General features: G+C 37.9%; 9 protein-coding genes. 6 read left to right on the forward strand and 3 right to left on the reverse strand.

The window, feature by feature from the left end; genetic code table 11:
* The first annotated feature begins 402 nt into the window (after nucleotides 1-402).
* Together NEOC65_RS04745 and NEOC65_RS04750 are read left to right on the forward strand one after the other, a co-directional pair.
* A complete protein-coding gene (locus tag NEOC65_RS04745; RefSeq protein ID WP_166156974.1) occupies nucleotides 403-999 on the forward strand; it encodes a type IV toxin-antitoxin system AbiEi family antitoxin domain-containing protein in 597 nt (198 codons plus the stop codon).
* Nucleotides 996-1,844, forward strand: a complete 849-nt coding sequence (locus NEOC65_RS04750) for a nucleotidyl transferase AbiEii/AbiGii toxin family protein (RefSeq protein ID WP_213155930.1) — start codon at nucleotides 996-998, stop codon at nucleotides 1,842-1,844. The genes NEOC65_RS04745 and NEOC65_RS04750 overlap by 4 nt, the downstream gene beginning before the upstream one ends.
* Before the next feature lie 481 nt (nucleotides 1,845-2,325).
* Here NEOC65_RS04750 and NEOC65_RS04755 read toward each other — a convergent pair whose 3' ends face one another.
* Nucleotides 2,326-3,324 carry a toxin-antitoxin system YwqK family antitoxin gene (locus NEOC65_RS04755; RefSeq protein ID WP_213155931.1) on the reverse strand — a complete coding sequence of 333 codons (999 nt, stop codon included), beginning with the start codon at nucleotides 3,322-3,324 and terminating at the stop codon, nucleotides 2,326-2,328.
* 24 nt (nucleotides 3,325-3,348) lie between these two features.
* On the reverse strand, nucleotides 3,349-5,733 hold the full coding sequence (pheT, locus tag NEOC65_RS04760) for a phenylalanine--tRNA ligase subunit beta (protein WP_213155932.1): 2,385 nt from the start codon (nucleotides 5,731-5,733) through the stop codon (nucleotides 3,349-3,351).
* 1,751 nt (nucleotides 5,734-7,484) lie between these two features.
* On the opposite strand from pheT, the gene NEOC65_RS04765 reads away from it, so the two are divergent.
* Nucleotides 7,485-12,929, forward strand: a complete 5,445-nt coding sequence (locus NEOC65_RS04765; protein WP_213155933.1) for a tetratricopeptide repeat protein — start codon at nucleotides 7,485-7,487, stop codon at nucleotides 12,927-12,929.
* A gap of 133 nt (nucleotides 12,930-13,062) precedes the next feature.
* Here the strand turns inward: NEOC65_RS04765 and NEOC65_RS04770 are convergent, their stop codons facing one another.
* Nucleotides 13,063-13,980, reverse strand: a complete 918-nt coding sequence (locus tag NEOC65_RS04770; RefSeq protein ID WP_213155934.1) for a hypothetical protein — start codon at nucleotides 13,978-13,980, stop codon at nucleotides 13,063-13,065.
* Between the two features lie 211 nt (nucleotides 13,981-14,191).
* On the opposite strand from NEOC65_RS04770, the gene NEOC65_RS04775 reads away from it, so the two are divergent.
* From NEOC65_RS04775 to NEOC65_RS04785, 3 genes are all read left to right on the forward strand, one after another.
* Entirely contained in the window at nucleotides 14,192-14,950 is a 759-nt protein-coding gene (locus NEOC65_RS04775) for a VIT1/CCC1 transporter family protein (RefSeq protein WP_213155935.1), read from the forward strand.
* A gap of 5 nt (nucleotides 14,951-14,955) precedes the next feature.
* Nucleotides 14,956-16,944, forward strand: a complete 1,989-nt coding sequence (locus NEOC65_RS04780; protein ID WP_213155936.1) for a heavy metal translocating P-type ATPase — start codon at nucleotides 14,956-14,958, stop codon at nucleotides 16,942-16,944.
* Nucleotides 16,945-17,302: 358 nt separating this feature from the next.
* Nucleotides 17,303-19,039 (forward strand): coiled-coil domain-containing protein, encoded by a 1,737-nt coding sequence (locus tag NEOC65_RS04785; protein WP_213155937.1) that lies wholly within the window; start codon nucleotides 17,303-17,305, stop codon nucleotides 19,037-19,039.
* The last annotated feature ends 156 nt before the right edge of the window (nucleotides 19,040-19,195 follow it).

Genomic DNA, 19,195 nt, shown 5'->3' on the forward strand with positions numbered 1-19,195 from the left:
ATAAGATAACCTGTATGAATATCAAGAATATCAAGTTTCATTTTTTTCTCCTCTTTTTAAAGAAAAAATATATCTTTAGAATAATTTATCCAACTCATCTAGGCGTAAGGTGAGTCTTTAAGTTAAGTGAATTAATTTAATGACCTAAAGAAGTTCTCACCTATCTTTCGTAATTACAGATCTGGGTGAGAAGAACAGAGTTATTTTTAACAAGAAAAGCAAACAAAAGAAAATGGATAAAATATTTGCTAAACAAAAATCAAAAAAATATTTATCAACTATTAACACTTCTCTTACTAACCCTTCGATCTTTACTGCAGATTTTCTTTTACATTATTTAACAGAAAAACCCAATTGATATTATTGGGTTTTTCTGTTAAATTTCTTATAAAGAGATTAACAATGAAAAAATTGACTACCCTTCACAGCATTCATTCACTTCTTACTAGCCCCTTCTTCACCGTAGATCAAATCAAAAAGCTAGGAATATCCCCTGCTCGTCTTGCTTACTATATAAAAAAAAAACAGATTAAACGCCTCAGCCGTGGTATTTATCAAAGCAGCAACTATCAAGGTTCACCAGAAATTTTTCAGTGGGAAGATCTTATCGAGACTGTAAATTCTGTACCAGGGGGAGTAATTTGTCTAATCTCTGCTTTAGCTATCTATGAGATGGCAGAGGAAATCCCGCGAAAACACTGGATTGCCATCTCCCATAGCACATCGATTACCAGGGAAGGGTCTATAAAAATCGTAAGATTTAGGAATATGGAACTTGGAAAAACAGAACTAGAGCTAGGAGGTATTCGACTTCCTATATTTGATCGCGAACGCACCATTATAGATGCTTTTAGACTTTTAAGCCGAGAAACTGCTATTAAAGCACTCAAAATGGCACTCTTTAAAAAAGGAAATAGAATAGATTTAAAAAGACTTCAGACCTATGCAAAAAAGCTTAGATTTAATATTGATCCTTACCTTATTACAGCTACCACATGAACGAACAAGCATTAAAAGACCGCCTCCAGGTTATTTCCATAGAAAAAGGCATACATTTTAATGAATGCTGGAAGAAGCTTCTCCTTGAGCGCTTTTTAGTGCGGCTATCACATTCAACATATGCCCCAAATTTTATTTTTAAAGGAGGATCTCTTCTTGCCTATTTCTTGCATATAGGAAGGGAAACCACCGATCTTGATTTTTTACTTACCAACATGAAGGCCGGCCAAGAAGAAGCAAAACAAGCCATTGAGCAGATTGCTGCCATAGAGCTAAAAGATGGATTCTCTTTCAAGTATGCTGGTATAGATATTTTAGAGCAGCCGCATATGGATTATTCGGGCTATCGAGTGCATTTAAAAGCAACATTTGGCCGTATGCAAGATAAAATTCATATCGATGTCGGCATAGGAGATATAGTAAAGCCCTTTAGCCAAGATATTTATCTTTTTCAGTATAAAGGTCATCCTTTATTTGAAGAAGAAGTATCCTTAATGGTTTATCCTCCGGAAACAATTTTTGCTGAAAAGCTCGAGACGGTGATCTCCAAAGGAACGGCTAATAGCCGCATGAAGGATTATCATGACCTACTCTTGCTAATACGCGACGCAAAACTCATCAATTTCAAAATTCTAAAAGACGCCATAACTAACACATTTAAAAATCGGAAGAGAAGGCTTGAGCTTTTAAGTTTTGATGAAGCAGATCTTGAATCTCTTCAAAAGCTTTGGGCCGCACATTTAAAAAACCTTGGGAACATAGCGCGAGAGCTCAACCTTCCAAAAGAAATGCACAGCACTATAAAGGAAATAAATGCTTATATAAAACAGCTAGGCTTAACTTAAAACTTAAGCATAGGCTGCTTTTTTAAAAAGCTTAAAATTTTAAAAACGTTTGCCTTTCTTTTCAAAATCCAGCTGGCATTTAACTTCTTTGTAATACGTTGAGCCTATTTCCTACAGATTAATTTATGGGCATTCACTTAATAGCCAGAAGAGCATTTTCTCATCTATTGCGCTTTCTCTACCTAGGCAAAGAGTCGTAGAGCTATGTGTAAAAAAGATTATTGTAAGCTGAAAAAAATCTAAGCAAAGCTTTGAGGTTAGAAAGTACTAAAGCTAAGATAAGAAAAGTAATAAGTAATGAGCAAGTGATCGATGCTAGCTAGGCAATTTCGGAAGTAACTGTAGAAAAAATCAGGTGGCAACTAGTCGAGCAAATGTAAGGTAGATATCAAATCCTTAAGGTTTTATTGAGAGAGGCAAAGGACTCTATCCTTGATGCTAAAAAGAAGGATTGAGTCCTTGCCCCCGTCACCTTAAAAAATTAATGAACATTTCTCCATATAGCTTTTTTGGAGCCTTGTCCATTTAGGAGTTCATAGTGACTTTTAGTAACCTGCTTATCCTGCCAATACCAATCTGTCTTAGTAGTATTGCCAATATAGCTTGTGCAGGGACCATGTTTTTGCCCTTTAACCCAGCTAGTTTCTTGAACCACAGTTTTACCATCGCGATAACGACGCTCAACGCCATGTTTACGCCCCTCCACATAAGGGACCTCGGCTATTTTTTCACCATTGGCATATTCTATTGTGGTGCCAGACTGTACTCCATTGTTCCAATCTTCCTTGGTGCAAGGTTCGCCAGCTGGCATATAGGTTCTAAGCTGACCATGTATCCTACCATTCGCGTAGGGAATAACTTCTTTAGGAGTGCCGTTTTGATGATATGTCGTACGCAAAGTTTGCTGTCCTTTCTCGATGGTATCTACAGAAATAAGAAGGCCATAATTATCACGACGTATACGTTTACCATGATAGTTCACCACTTGAGATTCAAGTTGATTATCGGGCCCATAGTAAGAACCTTGGAAAAGAAGATTACCTTGAAACTCTTCCTTAGATTTAGGGCCTCCCCCCTCGTACCAGGTAAGGACAGTGCGGTTTTGCGGTGTGTGATAAAATATTTCTTCCTGAGGGGCACCAGAAAGATAAAAAATGGAGGTTTTTTGCAAAACGCCATTGGCATAAGTTTCTACTTTTTCGATAGCAGAGCTATGAGGATAAGAATAGGTTGTATCTCCATCCAGAACACCGGAATTATAAGTTTTGGTAACGACTACCCCATTGGCTAAAGAAGAGAGAATTTGCCCATGATGGCCGCTATCACTCCAATCTTTAGGGCTCACGGGTACGCCATAGCGATGCACATAAGTTTCATTAACTACGTCAGGTGAAAAAGAAGATTTTTCTACTTGATGGCATCCCGCTAAAGCTATAGCCACCCATGAAAGGCCTAGGAGAGAAACATATTTACTACGCATAAATTCACCTCTACACATTAATTTTTATAATTTTATAATTGTTTCTTGCAAGACACAAGCATGCTCATTGTCAACTTCTTCCTGGGATAAAGTCTTTTGGTCATCTCGATAGAGAAAGCGAAAAGTCATATTTTTTAAGCCGGCTCCTAATTTTTCACTACGATAAATATCTAGCAACTTTACACTTTTAAGAAGCTTTGACGATATAGGAACAAGATCTAAAATGTGCTGAAAGGAAATTTCCTCCTTTACGGTCACTGTCCAGTCTCTTTGCGAACCTGGATAGATAGGAATATCCTTCATCACATACTCTTCTTGGCGCACACTAAATAGATCATATACATTTAACTCAGCAAAGTAAATCCTTTGCTGGACATCTAGATGTCTGCAGATGGAAGGATGAATTTCTCCCATTGAGCCGATTTCTAAAGAATCAACAAAAATAGCTACCTGGCGGCCTGAATGAAAAGTTTTTAAATCATTTGGCTTAAAAGAAACATTAAACACACGTAATTCCTTAAGCATGTTTTCGATCATCCCTTTCAAATCATAAAAATCAAATTCTCTTTCCTTAGTCGTCCAAGTTTGAGAAGAAGCTTTTCCAGCTAAAACGATGCCTATGACCGATTGATCTTTATATTGTTCTCCTTCTTTATAATGAATGCGACCGATTTCAAATCCGGCTATATCATGATTTTGATGGGCAACATTGTATTTGACCAGTTGTAAAAGGCCTGGTAGCAATGAAGTTCTTAAGGTCGACTGTTCCACGGAGATAGGATTTAAAACTTTAATTGTTTCTAAAGCATTTGTTTGTAAGTTAAGAGTATCTAAAATTGAAGCACCAATCAGATCACAAGTGATAAACTCTTGCAATCCTTCCCCTATCAAACGCTCTTTAATGGCTCTTTCAAAAAGAAATAAAGGAGCATGAGGAATAGTGGCATTCTTATACATAGGCTGAGAGCGGCCAATATTATCATACCCGTAAATACGGGCAACTTCTTCGATAAGATCCACTTCGCTTAGCACATCCACGCGATAAATAGGAACTGTCACGCAAAAGTTGTCCTGTCCGTCCCAAGTATAAATAAAGCTTAGGCGTTTAAATATAGCTTCCACCTCACTTACAGTTAGATGCGTGCCTAAAAGGCCATTTATTTTGCTTAAACGGCAGCTAACTAACTTTTCAGCAAACACCTGCTCTTTAATATCGAGAGGCTCTTGAGCAACTTTTCCTAAAGTTAACTGTTGAATCAGCATGGCTGCACGATTTAAAGCCCATAATACAGCATGAGGGTCGGCACCTCTTTCAAAACGTTTGGAGGAATCTGTTTGAAGGCCAAGACGTTTGCTTGTTTTACGAATGGATTTTCTTTCAAAATAAGCTGCTTCCAGCAAGATATGCTGGGTAGAAAGAGTGACTTCAGAATTTCTCCCCCCCATGATACCAGCAAGTGCAATCCCTTTTTCTTTATCAGCGATCAGTAAATCTTCTGCGCTTAACAGGCGATTTTTTTCATCAAGAGTAGTAAAAAATTCCCCCTCTTTAGCCGTGCGAACGATAATGGTATGTTCGCTGATTCTGTCATAGTCAAAAGCATGTAAAGGCTGTCCGCATTCTAAAAATACGTAATTGGTAATATCAACGATATTGTTAATGGAACGAATGCCACTAGCTTTCAAACGCTTTTTCAACCAATCGGGCGACGGGCCTACTTTAACATCCATTATCACCCGACAAGCATAGCGCATGCATTTTTCATTATCTTGCACAGCAACTTTTATTAACTCTGCTGTATGTAAAGATGGCTCTTCAGAAAAGGAGATTTCAGGTAAAATAAGAGGCAATTCTAAGACGGCTGCTAATTCCCTTGCTACCCCTATCACACTACTGCAATGTCCTAGATTAGGGGTAAGGCCAATCTCAAATAAGGTATCCGCCATTAATATCGCTAGATCAGTACCCACTTGCGTGTGGCTCTCTAGCTCGATAATTCCCTCGTGTTCCTGATCGCCTAAACCCAGCTCATCAGCAGCACATAACATGCCAGAAGATTCGATACCTCTTAACTTTGACTTTTTAATCTTAAATCTTTTGCCATTAGCATCTGTTAAACTAGCACCTACGCGAGCTAAAGCTGTTTTAATGCCAGGACGGCAATTTGAGGCCCCACACACCACCTGATAGGTCTCTTGGCCATCTGTTACTTGGGCTACACACAGCTTATCTGCTTCAGGATGCTTTTCGACGGTAAGGACCTCAGCAACGACTACCCCTTCAAAGCCCTCCCCTAGCGTTTCTATTTTTTCCACTTCGAGGCCTGCAGAGGTCAAAGCCTTAGCAATTTCTAAAGGAGGCAGATCGATTGAGATATATTCGCATAACCAGTTCAATGAAATTTTCATAGTATCTAAATTCTTTATAAATAAATGGATGAAGAGTAAGAAATAGAATACAGAATTTTGAATAGAAAACAAGAGATAAGATAACAATTAAGTTAAAGGAAATCAAAGGCCTATCTAGTGGGTAAAGATTTAGCGTATGTTTTTTCATCTCCCAAAACAATTAAAAAGAAAAAGTTTAAGAAAACCTTTTGATGTAGAAGTATAACTTTTTTTATATCTTGAGGGCTACCTTATTGATAAAGCTCCCTTGCCTCCAAGCTCGCTTTCCTAACAGCTTCTATAGCTAAGCTTTGAGCACGTCATCATCAGATGAAGAAGCAAAAATTAGACTTTTGAAGTTTGCTTAGGCAATCATAAAGCTAAAGTCTCGAATAGTAACTCTTAAGGGATAAGCTTAGGATAATCTATTGAGAAAATCATTTGCTTAAAGGCAGCTTTTATAGATAAAGCATTATTTAAAAGGCTGCTCATTACTCTTCAAAGCCATTAGATAAACCTTCCTTAAACTTAAGGAGTTCCTGGCAAGGACACCACCTAGCAAGCAGGCTCTAAGTAGGGCATAAAAACCCTTTACAAAAAGGAAGGATAAGCAAGCAAAGACAATAAAGATCAAGATGATTTAATAGGGATAAAGCTTGCTTCATTTTTTTAATGTTAACAAGGAAAGGATAAGGACTGAATTGCACTTTTTGCCTAGCAAGCAAAAAAAAGACATTCAAGCAAAGATTATACCAGTAAAGGGCCGCCTATTACTCTTCAAAGCCATTAAACAAACCTTCCTTAAACTGCAGGAGTTTCCGCCAAGGACACTATCTAGCGAGTAGGCTTTAAGTAGGGCATGAAACCTCTTTACAAAAGGAAGGATAAGCAAGCAAAGGCGATAAAAATCAAGGCGATTTAATAGGGATAGAGCTTGCTTCATTTTTCTAGTGTTAACAAGGAAAGGATAAGGCCTGAAATGCACTTTTTGCGTAGCAAGCAAAAAAAAGCGTGCAAGCTAAGATTATACCAATAAAGGGCCGCTTTATTTTTCTAACAGCTTCTATAGCTAAGCTTTAAATACATCATCATCAGATGAGGAAGCAAAAATAGACTTTTGAAGTTTGCCTAGTCAAGCATAAAGCTAAAGCCTCAAATAGTAACTCTTAAAGGATAAGGTTAAGATAATATATTGAGAAAATCATTTGCTTGAAAGCAGCTTAAGCTTTATAGATAAAGCATCGCTTAAAGGGCCGCTCATTGCCATTTAAACAAATCTTAGGCTTAATCCGTAGGCCGCTGTAAAGATACCCACCTAGCAAGTAAGCTTTATGGACTTACAATAGCTTTAGAAAAAAACATAAGCAAGCAAAAACAATAGCGACCAAGCAGGCTTATAATGATAAAGCTTCCTTCTTTTTATAAACTAATGGTAAAAAGATAAAAGCTCGATTGCACTTTTGCCTAGCATGCAAAAGAAAGAGGCTTAAGTAAGGTTTATCCATTGCCATTGAAAAAGAATTATAACTATCACCACTACCCCTATCCCCCACTTACGATGGCTTATGTAAGCTCTTATTATGCAACAAAGCAAGGTACTAAAGCCAAAATTTTTCAATCTGTTTATTGAAAATATTTTATACAAGCTAAAAAAGGAAATGTTTTCTATTTAAACTTTAAGTAACTTAGCTTATAAAGCAATAAAAAAATTTACAGATACTAGTGTCAAATGTCTAAATTTAACCACAACCCGGTAGAAAGGCCTTAGGCGTATGCTATCAGAAAATTCGCATGTTCATCCTCTTATCTTCCCTGCATTTAAAAATACAGAGGAAGAATCTATTAGCCTTAGAAGAAATACTTCTGTTTATGCAGAAATTAGCCTAAAAATATTTGCAGAGTTAAACCTGTCAGATTTAAACCAAGCAAAGCTTGTATGTAGAGCTTGGAAACAGCTCATTCAAAGCAGCAATCTATGGAATAAATTTGATTCGGTAGGCTCTAGAATTACTGCTCTGAAAGAAAATTCGCTTGAAATGGATCAAGCAGATCTACTTGATCCATATGCAGACCAGTGGACACCAAAGCAAATAGCTATATTCTTGTGGCAAGATCCCACCACTATTATTAGCGATTCGTTAGTAGCAAAAGTAAATGCTGCGGCTGCTTACCTAAAAGAGGAAGGATTTACATTAAAAGGTGTTTCAAGCGACGGTGACTGCTTTTTTAGCGCTTTTCTAGAAAGTTATACCTATCTTTCTAGAAAAATCCCTTTGCTAGAAGAGCAGGCAGACAAAATTTCTTATTTAAAACAAGTACTTTCAAGCCTTGTAAAGCATACAGACAGCCAAAGATCTGAAGAAATAAGAGAGAAAGGAGCGTGGGTAAGCGGCATTGGTGAAGGAGATTTGTTAGCTTCAGCTTTATCTATTCCTATCAGACTGATAACGGTGAATGAAGAACAGCTGATTTGCGGGATTCATGATAGGTTAATTTTTTCAGAAGCAGGCTTAGCAGAAGAGGACAGATCGCAGGAATGGAAAACTATCTCTCTAAAAGAAAGACTTAAAGAATACATTTTTATTGTAGATCTAGGAGGCCACTTTGTTTATGCACGACCCTTAAAGCAAACTCAATCTCTTCTTTTAAAGTCAAAAGTTCCTCATAGCTTTTTTTCACACGAAGGTAATTCTTTTTATCCTCATAAAAAGGCTAAAATAACAGTGAAAACAAGCGGAATTAAAAGAGCTTTACCACAAACTACGCCTGCTAATAAATCCCGTAAGAAAAGAAGAATAGCATCTTCTTCTTTAACTACCCTGCCCTTAAAAATTTTCAAACAAATTTTTCTTTCTTTCAGCAGCTTGAGCGATAATGAATTAAGAAGCATACTTGATGCTAGAAGCTGCGCAAAAGTGTTTAGAAAATACATGCCAAGTAACATCAAACTTTTAACAAAGTATCAACCTCAGAAAATGCCACTTTATCTGTACAAACTTGCAAATTGGTTACAAGAGACGATCTCTCCAATTAATCAGGGTAGGAATGTATTAGCAAATGCTAGGCTAGAGAATGCTGAAGAAGCCTATACGCAAGCTTTAAAAATTGCTGTTCGAGAAAAAAATCTCCTTCAAGAAAGCTTTTGCATAGAAAAACTAGGCGACATTTATTTAAGGAAAGAAACATCAGAGACCCTTTTACAAGCGGCAGGTCTTTACAATTATGCCTTACACTTAGCTCCTGAAGAAAGAAAAGAAATTATTAGAGATAGACTCGGCCAAGTTCAAAACTTACTTGCTAGAGAATGTAAAGGAAAATCGCTTGATTCTGGGGTAATGAAGAAACAGTTTGAAAGCAATCGCCATACATTAAAAAAATTTAGAGAAGAAATAGAGAAGGAAGTTCAAGCTCTGCCAGAGAGCCCTTCTTCTCAAGAGGTAAGAGAGCTGTATGGTGAGATAGCCCACCAAATAAAAATTTTCTTTGAGCAGCTTACAATACACGCTTTGCATCAATTAGATCCTGCGCCTTGTGAATATGCCATGATAGGCTTTGGCTCTTTAGCTAGAGAAGAAATGACCCCTTATTCTGACTTAGAATTTGGTATCCTTATACAAGAAGCCAATCCTATAAATAAGAAATATTTTAGGAATCTAACCAATCTACTTCACTTACAAGTCATCAACTTAGGAGAAACTATTCTTCCAGCTTTGAATATTCCTTGCTTAAAAGCCATCGGCTTTTTTGATAGCGTGACGCCACGGGGCTTTGCCTTTGATGGAGCAGGAGTAGAAGGAAAAGGCTGTAAAACTCCTTTAGGTAATGGCAAAACATTTGAGCTTATCCAAACTCCTGAACAGATGGCCCAATATGTGGGTAAAGATGAAAAAGGCCAGTGGTGGCATGAGGAAGAACCTCATCTTCCTATGGAATTGCTAAACCATACTCATCTACTAGGCAATGGGGAATTAACTAAAGCTTATGATGAGAAAATTCGAGAGGTGCTTGATATGACCTATCAAGAAAACTTTGATTTGCGTCACTATTTAGCTAGAGAGCACCTTGTGTTAGCTGATATGGAAACTTTTAATCCGAGAATGGGTGATTTAGACAAGCATGGTATGCTTTTTCAAGTTAAAAATGATTTTTATCGGTTTCCTCATTTAGCTATTGACCGGCTAGCACTTCTTAAAAAATTAACAGTTTCCGACACTTTTACTAGGATTGACAAGTTAAGTGAGCTAGGGATTATAACACAAGGAGCCCCTGAAAAGTTAAAGGATTGGATGAGCTTAGCCTTATTTATGCGTCTTAAAACTTATTCTCATTATCGAGCGCAAAAAGAAATGATGAATCCTCTCCTTAAGCCTTTTGGATTTGAAGATCCAAATCTTATTAAGCAGCAGTTTGCTTTAGATCATAAAAGTTTAAAAAAGATAAAAAAGATCTACCGGATCTTTATTCCTTTTTACCAAGCCATTGAAGAATTTTTAGCAGGCAATGAAGATGAACTTAAATCGTCTGATTTGGAGGATAACTCACTAGAGATGCGGGGAAATATACTGCAAAGGCTTTTTCAACAAAAAAAAGCAGAAAAATGTTATCTTTTAGCAATAAAAGCAAACCCACAAAACCCAGCAGCTTTAAGGGCCCTCGGAAACATTTATCATAAGCAAGGCGATTTAAGTAAGGCATTAGATTATAGCACTAAAACGATTGCTATTGACCTTAAGCTTTTTGGTGAAAATCATCCTAGCATGGCAGCAAATTATAGCAACCTAGCATTAATCTACCAAGAACAAGGCCACTTAGGCAAAGCGGTTAAGTATGCTGAGAAAGCCTTTGATATTGACTTTAAGCTTTTTGGGGAAAATCATTCCACCGTGGCAGCTTGTTACGGCAATCTAGGAATAATCTACAAAGATCAAGGCAACTTAGACAAAGCGATTGAGTATGCTGAGAAAGCCCTTGATATTGACTTTAAGCTTTTTGGGGAAAACCACTACACCAGAGCAATTCGCTACAGCAATCTGGGACAAATTTATCAAGGCCGAGGCAAATTAGACAAAGCAGCAGAATACAGTCAAAAAGCCCTTGCTATTGACCTTAAGCTTTTTGGTGAAAATCATCCCACCGTGGCAATTCGTTACAGCAATTTAGGAGCAATCTACCAAGAACAAGGCCACTTAGGCAAAGCGGCTGAGTATGCTGAGAAGGCCCTTGCTATTAACCTTAAGCTTTTTGGTGAAAATCATTCCACCGTGGCAACAGATTACAATAACCTAGGAGCAATCTACAAAGATGAAGGCAATTTAGACAAAGCAGCAGAATACAGTCAAAAAGCCCTTGCTATTGACCTTACACTTTTTGGGGAAAATCATCCCACCGTGGCAAGAAATTACAACAACCTAGGACAAATTTACCAAGGCCAAGGCAAATTAGACAAAGCAGCAGAATACAGTCAAAAAGCCCTTGCTATTGACCTTAAGCTTTTTGGTGAAAATCATCCCACCGTGGCAAGAATTTACAGCAATCTAGGAGCAATCTACCAAGATCAGGGTAATTTAGCCAAAGCGCTAGAATATAGCAAAAAAGCCCTACTTATCGATATTAGGGCTTGTGGTGAAAACCATCCCACCGTGGCAATCGATTATAACAATCTAGGACAAATCTACCAAAAGCAAGGCAACTTAGACAAAGCAGTAAAATATAGCAAAAAAGCTCTTGCTATGGACTTTAAGCTTTTTGGGGAAAACCATTCCACCGTGGCAGCAAATTACAGCAATCTAGGAGCAATCTACCAAGAGCAAGGCCACTTAGGCAAAGCAGCAGAATACAGTCAAAAAGCCCTTGCTATTAACCTTAAGCTTTTCGGGGAAAATCATCTCTCCGTGGCAATTCGTTACAACAATCTAGGACAAATCTACCAAAAACAAGGCAACTTAGACAAAGCGATAGAATATAGTCACAAAGCACTTGCTATTAACCTTAATCTTTTCGGTGAAAACCATTCCACCGTGGCAGCAAATTACAGCAATCTAGGAGCAATCTACCAAGAGCAAGGCCACTTAGGCAAAGCAGCAGAATACAGTCAAAAAGCTCTTGCTATTAACCTTAAGCTTTTTGAGGAAAATCATCCCGCCGTGGCAACTTGTTACAACAATTTAGGAATGATCTACAAAAAACAAGGCAACTTAGACAAAGCGATAGAATATAGTCGCAAAGCCCTTGCTATTAACCTTAATCTTTTCGGTGAAAACCATTCCACCGTGGCAGCAAATTACAGCAATCTAGGACTAATCTACAAAGAACAAGGCAATTTAGACAAAGCGTTAGAATATAGCCAAAAGGCACTTACTATTGACTTTAAGCTATTTGATGATAATCATCCCACCGTGGCAACAGATTACAACAATTTAGGACAAATCTATCAAGAACAAGGCAATTTAGGGCAAGCGGAAGAGCATAGTAGCAAAGCGCTCGCCATTAATCATAAGCTTTTTGGTGAAAACCATCCCACCGTGGCAGCTTGTTACGGCAATCTAGGAATAATCTACAAAAAGCAAGGCAATTTAAGCAAAGCAATTGAGTATACTGAGAAAGCCCTTGGTATTGACCTTAAGTTTTTTGGTGAAAGCCATTCCGAGGTAGCAACAGATTATAATAACCTAGGAGCAATCTACAAAGATGAAGGTAAGTTAGGTAAAGCGCTAAAATATAGCCACAAAGCACTTGCGATTGATCTTAAGCTTTTTGGTGAAAACCATTCCGTGGTAGCAACAGATTATAACAACCTAGGACAAATCTACAAAAAGCAAGGCAACTTAGACAAAGCAGTAAAATATAGCAAAAAAGCTCTTGCTATGGACCTTAAGCTTTTTGGGGAAAACCATTCCGTGGTAGCAACAGATTATAACAACCTAGGAGCAATCTACAAAGATGAAGGCAACTTAGACAAAGCGGCTGAGTATGTTGAGAAAGCACTTGCTATTAACCTTAATCTTTTCGGTGAAAATCATGCCGAGGTAGCAACAAATTATAACAATCTAGGATGGATTTACCAACTAAAAGGAAATATGGGAAAGGCATCTGAATGTGCCAATCAGGCTCTTAGAATTGCTATCAACATCTATGGTAACAACCATCCTATAGTAGCCGCATTTTTAATAGTAACCGCATTTCTAACCCACCAACAGGCTTCAAAAAAAGCAATATAAAGCCCATAAAATGGGTAGGGGGACGTAGGGCAAAGAGATTCAGAGAATATGGATAAACACTATTCAATGGACTAGGGAGTATAATAGAAATATCAAGCCATAGTACTTTTCATAAATCTATTCCTCTATTTACTCAAAGACGAGTCGCCTTAAGAATAGAAAGTTGGACGCCGGCCGTTTGACCTAAATCGAACAAAGAAGGTAGATCAGGATTGCTGTCCATATAAATATTCAAGGTCTTCATCATCCTTAACTTTGCCTCTTCAGGAAGCTCATTTAAGGTGTTCACAAGAAGCATGGAAAGCATGGCCATATTGGAGTCTTTTAGAGAAAAAGGATCTGATAACACATCCATGAATTCTTTAGAAGTTATCCATTCATATTTGGCTTTATATATCCCCCCTAAAGCAGCGGCAAGTAACATCACCTGCATTTGCTGGCCTAAAACTTTTTTCTCTCCTTCATTCATATTGGCTGCTGAAGGCAATTTGTCGACGATAGTCATGAGATAACCGCCTAAGACTCCATCAAGGGACCATTGAGCTATTTGAGTAGCAAATTTATGGGCGATGACTTTTTCATCTGTCAATCCAGGATTTTTTTGTAAGGCTTGGGCAATTTGTGTCCCAAAAATAGCTCGAATAAAAATAGTAGCCACTGCCAAAACTAATCCCCCTGCCATATTTAGATCTTGCAATAGGGGATTTAATTCCTTCCGCCGATCAGCCTCTCTTTTTTCCTCTGCTATTTTTTTTAGACTTTGCGACCAGCTATCTAAAATGTTTAGGCAAATTTTATCCATCGCTAATTGGCTAATAGCTATTATGTTATTAGCATCAGGAGGAATCAATAAGGGATTGGAAAGAGGAGGCAAATAAAGCGAAGCCACTACTGCACTCGCTTTTTCGATAGAATCTTTAGAATGCAGAGAGGTCTCTTGGACTTTGGAGTCCACTACTGAAGTTTGCTTGGATGGATAAAGTGCCTCAGCATTAGGCAAACCTGATTGATTACCCATTCCTGTATTCAGGTTAGTAAAATCTTGGCTCATAAGGACATCCTCTGCTATACATCTTTCTCTTCTTAGTGTAACACATTCAACTATTTTGTAAAATAATTTATTGATAAACCAAAAAGCTTATATTAGCGATTCCTTTATTATTTTTTAGCTGCAGCGGCTATTGAATGCCTTTTTCTTTCCTTATTGCAAAAATTCATGTTAGAATGCGAAAGATTAACAAAGATAACGGAAAGAAAAATTAATGACAGAAAACACCCATTTTACCCATAAAGCTCCTATTGAGCATGTAGCCGAAAAACTAGCCGAAGGAAAATTCTCTACGGTGGAAGTGCATGGAACTGAAATCCCTGGCCATTTTTCTGCTGCTGCCGATGCCGCCCGTGAAACAGCAGTAGTCTTGCTTCTCATGAGTTGCCTTATCCTTTCATTTAAATTGCCTCTCCTCTCTCTCACTTTGGCCCTGATTATCTTTTCTACGGGATGGACACTATGGAAGTTTGGACGCAGTGCCTGGCTTGGCTGGTCACGTTTAGAAAGATTGCATCGTCTTGTTAAACAAGAGAAATGGGAAATTGATCATAATCGTGAGCAAGAAAAAATGGAACTTAAAGATCTATATGCCAACAAAGGCTTTGAAGGCAAAATGTTAGATCATATAGTGGAGGTTTTAATGGCTGATGGCGACCGCCTTCTTAAGGTAATGGTAGAAGAGGAGCTAGGCCTTAAACTTGAATCTCATGAGCACCCTTTAAAACAAGCTTGCGGTGCTGGCTTAGGAGCAATGGCTGCCGCTGCTATGGTTCTCACCTGCCAGTTAGTAGCACCAGGATTTCAAGGTTTAGTCATAGGTTCTTTAGGAACGATAGCTGGGGCTTCAGTGCTCTCAGCTTATTATGAGCAGAATCGTATGATTCCTGCTGTTATCTGGAATGGAGGGCTCGCCATTTTAGCTTACGCCTGGGTCTATTTCCTCCATGAATTTTTTTTTAGACAAGGCTAATTATTATGCATGCTAGCAAAACCCATACACCTTCTTTTGGAGAATTTTTTGAATTGGATTCTCCTGAAACTTCAAGCCCTTTCATTAAGCCCACAAGTCGTCAGTGGGGAGTCAATCTTACTTTAAAGGCTTCAATAGCAGCTACTATTTTACTCGCTATTTCTTTTGCATTTTCCTGGTTTAAGGTTACTCATTCCCTATCTACATTATTACTAGTTATAGTTTATTTTCTAGCAGGCATTCCTGCTTTAATCGAATCTTTTGAGGATCTAGCTAATTTAGATATAAATATTGATATTTTGATGACGTTAGCGGCTTTTTCTTCCGTTTTAATTGGAAGCGAAATGGAAGGAGGGCTACTGCTTGTTCTTTTTGCTCTATCAGGTGCTATGGAGCAAGCGGTCACAGAAAAAGCTAAAAGCGCTATCAGCGCTTTGCATAAACTCTCTCCTACCAAAGCTAGTATAGTTCAGGCAGATGGGACTCTCCTAGAGAGAGCTATCAATGAAATCCAGGTAGGCGAAACTATTCTAGTTAAATCGGGTCAAGTGGTACCTTTAGACGGCTTAGTGATTGAGGGCATTTCAAGCGTAAACCTTGTCCATCTGACAGGCGAAAATTTTCCTGTGACGAAAAAGGTTGGAAATGAAGTACCGGCTGGGGCCACTAACTTAGATGGAGCTCTTGTTTTGCAAGTGCTAAGAACTAGCTCAGACTCGACCTTAGCCAAAATCATTCAATTGGTCACTCAAGCGCAGGATACTAAACCCAAACTTCAACGCTGGTTTGATAAGTTTAGCCGCCGCTATGCTATTTCTATCATTTGTTTATCCGCCTTTTTCGTACTCATTTTGCCATACCTACTTTCTATCCCTTTTTTAGGAATGGAAGGATCTGTCTATAGAGCCCTAGCTTTTTTGATAGCCGCTTCGCCCTGCGCTTTAATTATAGCTATGCCTATTGCTTATCTAAGTGCCGTAGGAGCTTGTGCGAAGCGCGGCATTTTGCTAAAAGGAGGAGTCATTTTAGATGCCTTAGCTTCTTGTAATAAGATAGCCTTCGATAAAACAGGTACTTTAACCACAGGAGAGCTTACCTGTGCAGCTATAGAAAGCTTGGATCAAGGAATTGATAAAGCTACAGCCCTTAGCATCGCTTTTGCTCTGGAAAAAAATGCCGTACATCCTATAGCCAAAGCTATCTTGGATTACTCTCATCACACTAAAACTTTACCTCTCGAGCTTAAAAATTTTAAAGCTATCCCCGGCAGTGGTCTTGAAGGAACCGTTATTCTACCTGAGGGAGAGGTTTCTGTCCTCATTGGGCACCCTGAATTTATTGCAGGAAAATTAAACCCTATTCAGGCTAAAACTTTATTAGATAAATGTGAGGAATTGCAAAATCAGGGTGAACTTGTCTCCCCTCTTCTAGCTGGTAGGCACTTAGTATTATTCCGCTTTCTCGATACAATACGACCTAGCATTCAAAGCACTTTAAAGAATCTTAGCCAAAAGATGGGCTTAAAACTAGTTATGTTGACCGGTGATCATCCCTATAGTGCTGAGCGCATTGCTAAAGAGCTTGGCATCTCCTCTTTTTATGCTAATTTGAAACCGGAAGATAAACTTAAGCATGTAGCGCAGCTGGCGGAAAAAGAAGGTTTGGCAATGGTGGGCGATGGCATTAACGATGCCCCTGCTCTTGCACGCGCAACTGTAGGCATTTGCATGGGAAAAGTAGGAACGACTACAGCTGTTGAAGCCGCTGATATTGTGTTGTTGCAAGATAATATTGAACGACTCGATTGGCTTTTTCTTAAGGCGAAAAGAACTCAGCGAGTTGTCAAGCAAAACCTTTTTATAGCTATTGCAGCTATTTTTATTGCTACTATTCCTTCTATTGCTGGATTCATTCCTTTATGGCTAGCAGTATTGATGCATGAAGGAGGCACTGTAATAGTAGGACTAAATGGGTTACGTCTTCTGAAAAGTTAAACCTTGTCTTCTATCTAAGCCGGCCTGATATTAGCACGTAGGCTTATTCATTTAACTCCTCTTTTAAAAGCAAGCATAAGCTAAAAAATTTTGATAACTTAAAAAAGGGGGGGTTAATGTCTTCTTAAGCTAATTCATTTACTTAAAATTATTGTATTAAAAGCTTACAAGTAAAGAAAAGAGCTCTTAACCTTCTTTCTTATCCTCTCTCACTAATTTTTCTACTTCCCTCTATTTAGCATCGTATCTCGGCATATATTCTTTTAATTTAATGTTAATAAAATATGTTGTAAAAAAAACATTCTCATTTTATAAATTGTTGTTATAAATAAACTTACGTTTACCCAGGAGAAAAGAAATGTCAGCGCCTACCGTTACAAAAGCTAGAGTTGTAGAGTCAGCTATGGAAAGACAACCTTTAGCAAATAAAAAAAATATGCCAGTTCAGTTTGGTTCAATGAACAGAGGCAAGACTTTTACACTCGCCACTTTAGGAATTACAGCAAGCGTGGCAGCAGTCACAGCTGTTGCAGCTGCAGTTTTTTCTTCTTACTTGGTAGCTGCTATAGCGGCCACAACATTAGTGACAACAATCTTAGCTACTATTTCCGCCACTCGTATAAATCTTTCGGGTGAAGATTTAAAAAAGCATACTGAACTTAAAACCCAAGTTGCTCGCCTTGAAAACCAACTTCAAGAACTCAATCGGCTAAAGGCCAATGCAGAGGCAGAGGAAAATCAAAACATTAAAAAATTCGATGCAGAGCTTCATGCAGGCGAAGGTAAAACACCCTCGCTATTGACCCAAGAGAAATTAGAGGATCCAGCAAAAATTCTAGACAAGCATACAAGCGAAGTAAAAGATATAAAGGAAAAGTTGGTGCATCTAAACAAAAGTTTGTTAGAGGCAGAAAGCACGAAGCAACGAATGAAAGATGATTATGAGACTCAGATAAAAGCAAAAGAAGCTAAAATCCTAGAGCTAAGCAAACAATTAGACAAGGTCCAAAAACAGTTAGAAGAACTACAAAAAAACATCCCTCAACCAACAGTTCCTACCCAGGGGCCAGTAAATAGCAAAGAAAAAATTAAAGTAGAGGTACAGGAGAAGGAAAAGGTAAAGCTGCAGGCCGCCTTGGAGCAACTTATTCAAGAAAAAAAACAGCTAGAAGATAGCTTGAAAGCAAAAAATGCTGACTTTGAACAACTTAAAAACGCCCATCAGAAATTGTTAGAACAAAAAGAAAATGAGGTTTTTGACCTGCAAGAGAAATTAAAAGCGGTTAAAAAAATGTTAGAGTCTCAACAGCACTCTGAAGAAATAGCTCAGAAAAATGCGGCATTGAAAGCGCAATTAGAAGCGCTGAGAAAACAAATTCAGAATCAAGTCTCCAACGTAGAGACCAAAGAAAAGCAGATAGTAGAGCTCCAAAAGAATATCCAGAGCTTTCGCCAAGAGAATGAAAAATTAAGTCATGAATTTATCAACTTGAAAGAACTGAATGCTACCTTAGTAGAAAAAATTAAAGATGAAAAACTTAAACATCCGGAAGATAAGTCCTCCAGCGAGAAGCAAGTAAGATTTGCTCAAGAGAGATCTTCTCAACCTGCTACCCAAGCTTCTCCTTTACACTTTACTCCTGAAATGGAAGAAGATTTGAAACAGTATTTCAAAGCCAAAGATATGGCCTTAACCTTTTCTATCGATCAGCAGCTCCATATATTAGGTGTATTAAAAAAGAATATCCTAGCATTAGGCAGTAAAGTTAGCAGTGAAGCAAGAGACTCTGCTATTGAATGGATCGATATCAATTTTAATAACCTAATATTTAAAAAATATGAAGCTTTTAAATCAGAAATTGAAAATTTGAGGCAGAAATTAAAACAGAATAACGCCTTGGTTACCAATGAAAATGAGCTAGAGGAGCTTAAGCAAGAAACGCAAAAACTTAAAAATGAACGGCTGCTTTACTTTAAAGATCAAGCAGAACTTTTAGAAAAATTTAAGGCTAAATTAGAAGAAAATAAAAAAGCTAACAAAAAGATTATCCCTCTTGTCGAGCAATGTCTTGCCTCTCTTAATATGAAAAAATAAGCAATAAAGGCTAATCATTTTATCTTTCTTTTAAGGTCTTGCTTTATCCAGCAAGACCTGCCTTCAAGCTGCTTTTCTTATTATATTCTTCGACAAATAAAAAAATAAAGCCAAATACTTTGTTCTTTTAGAGAATAAAAAGCAAGCAGAAAATTT

This window comes from Neochlamydia sp. AcF65, from assembly GCF_018342435.1.
Classification (GTDB): Bacteria; Chlamydiota; Chlamydiia; order Chlamydiales; family Parachlamydiaceae; genus Neochlamydia.

What these genes read in the sequence shown, in the direction of transcription:
- NEOC65_RS04745 (WP_166156974.1), top strand. Translation starts at nt 403, where the DNA reads ATGAAAAAATTGACTACCCTTCACAGCATTCATTCACTTCTTACTAGC.
- NEOC65_RS04750 (WP_213155930.1), top strand. Translation starts at nt 996, where the DNA reads ATGAACGAACAAGCATTAAAAGACCGCCTCCAGGTTATTTCCATAGAA.
- NEOC65_RS04755 (WP_213155931.1), bottom strand. Translation starts at nt 3,324, where the DNA reads ATGCGTAGTAAATATGTTTCTCTCCTAGGCCTTTCATGGGTGGCTATA.
- pheT (WP_213155932.1), bottom strand. Translation starts at nt 5,733, where the DNA reads ATGAAAATTTCATTGAACTGGTTATGCGAATATATCTCAATCGATCTG.
- NEOC65_RS04765 (WP_213155933.1), top strand. Translation starts at nt 7,485, where the DNA reads ATGCTATCAGAAAATTCGCATGTTCATCCTCTTATCTTCCCTGCATTT.
- NEOC65_RS04770 (WP_213155934.1), bottom strand. Translation starts at nt 13,980, where the DNA reads ATGAGCCAAGATTTTACTAACCTGAATACAGGAATGGGTAATCAATCA.
- NEOC65_RS04775 (WP_213155935.1), top strand. Translation starts at nt 14,192, where the DNA reads ATGACAGAAAACACCCATTTTACCCATAAAGCTCCTATTGAGCATGTA.
- NEOC65_RS04780 (WP_213155936.1), top strand. Translation starts at nt 14,956, where the DNA reads ATGCATGCTAGCAAAACCCATACACCTTCTTTTGGAGAATTTTTTGAA.
- NEOC65_RS04785 (WP_213155937.1), top strand. Translation starts at nt 17,303, where the DNA reads ATGTCAGCGCCTACCGTTACAAAAGCTAGAGTTGTAGAGTCAGCTATG.